Origin of the sequence: Streptococcus sp. CCH5-D3, from assembly GCF_001556435.1 — a bacterium.
Classification (GTDB): domain Bacteria; phylum Bacillota; class Bacilli; order Lactobacillales; family Streptococcaceae; genus Streptococcus.
Window position 1 is genome coordinate 1 of the sequence record NZ_LSIW01000118.1, and the last position, 1,896, is coordinate 1,896.

1 protein-coding gene is annotated in these 1,896 nt (G+C 39.6%); it reads left to right on the forward strand.

All coding sequences use genetic code 11. The features are described from left to right. Window positions 1–1,896: glucosyl transferase (locus AX662_RS07665; RefSeq protein WP_060972099.1), on the forward strand; the 1,896-nt coding region annotated here is incomplete at both ends.

A 1,896-nucleotide genomic window follows, 5' to 3' on the forward strand; every position in this document is an offset into this window, starting at 1 on the left:
CACCAACAACTAGTGATACTGATACCCCTAATTCTCAAGTTCCCTCTGCTGAAAAGAATATCACGGGTGGTCAATGGTATAGTGATGAACAAGGCAATTGGCATTACAAAAAAGATGACAAGGATCTGACAGGTCCAAACCTAATTGATGGACAGCATGTCTATTTTGACAAGGATGGTAAACAGGTCAAAGGAAACTTTGCCCAAGATGGACATTATTATGATGGTGAACTTGGACATCTAACAACTGAATCTTTTGTTACTACTGGCGATAACCACTGGTATTATGTAGATAAGACAGGTGAAAAAGTGACTGGCCTTCAAGAAATTGGAGACAAAACTTACCACTTTAATGACAAGGGGCTTCAAACAAAAGGGCAAAGAGTGGTTGTTGATGGAAAAGGATATTATTTCCATCCTGAAAATGGCGAACTTTGGAATAATAAGATTGCCCTCTACCATAGTACTCGCTACATTAACGGAACCAGCGACGACATTTATTACTACTATGACAATGACGGTAATATTTACACTGGCCCTAAAACCATCGACGGTAAAGAGTACTACTTCCAACCAGACATGGTCTATTATTCTAAATTCAAGAATCCTGATGGTACTGAAAGTTATTACAATGAACAGGGACAAAAAGTCTATAATGGCTGGGGTAAAATCAGATACATGTACCTGAGAGGATACCTCTGGACACCTTCTGTTTATGCTGATGAAAATGGACATGTTGTCCATGGATTCAAGCGAATTAATGGACAACTCTACTATTTTGATGAATCTGGTTCACTAAGAGATGATGTCCCTGGCAGCCCAAACCCACTGTTCCAAGTTGATGGAAACTGGTACTATGCTCAGTTTTCTAAATACATTAACGGCGTAAGAGGTGCTATCCTCACCAATGCTTTCACTTTTATTGCTGTAGATGATAGATACCCAACATCAATTGCAGATGAAAATGGTAAATTGACTCCAGTTACAGCCAAAAATAGTTATGTTACTGCTGGAGGTAAATGGTACTATGTTGATAAATCTAGTTATCCTTTAAAGGGCGAACAAGTGATAGATTATGTCAATGTCTACTTCCGTGATGACTATTCTCAAGTTAAAGGTGACTTTGCGCCAAACGGCCATTATTATGATAAAGATAGTGGAGCCCTCGTTACCAACCGTTATGTCGAAAAAGATGGCAAGTGGTACTATGTCAATGATAAGGGCGATAAATTAATTGGTGCTCAAACTATAGATGGTGTAGAAGTCTATTTTGATAAAGACGGTGTCCAAGCCAAAGGTATTTTTGCCAATGCTGATCATTTTTATGACAAAGACACAGGTGTTGCTGTCCGAGACCAAATCGTCGAAGTCGATGGCAAACGCTATTATGTTGGTCAAGATGGTAGAAAAGTTTACTCAGGAACACATATTGTTCATGGTGAAGAAGTGAATCTTATCGTTGGAGATGGTCATCAAGGCTTCGGAGAATTCACATACTACGCAGATAGTGGAGACTATATCGGATTTGATGGTAAAAAGGTTACAAAAGCTGGTTTCGTTAAAACCAAAGATAATCACTGGTATTATTTAGACGGTAAGGGAAACAAATTAGTCTCCGTTCAAGTTATCGATGGCGAACTCTACTACTTTGGACTTCCTACTCGTAAATACTACTACGGAATGCAAAGTAGAGGTGAGCTCATCTATGCGTATTACAGTGATACTATCCCTAACAGCAGCCACATCTACTATCTGGATGAAGCAACAGGCGCTGCACTTAAAAATCAGTACCATGAATGGGAAGGTAGTTGGTATTACTTTGGTCCAAACTGGTACGCCTTGACCGGTGAACAAACCATTGACAATGTCCCAGTCTACTTCCACAGTAACGGTAAAC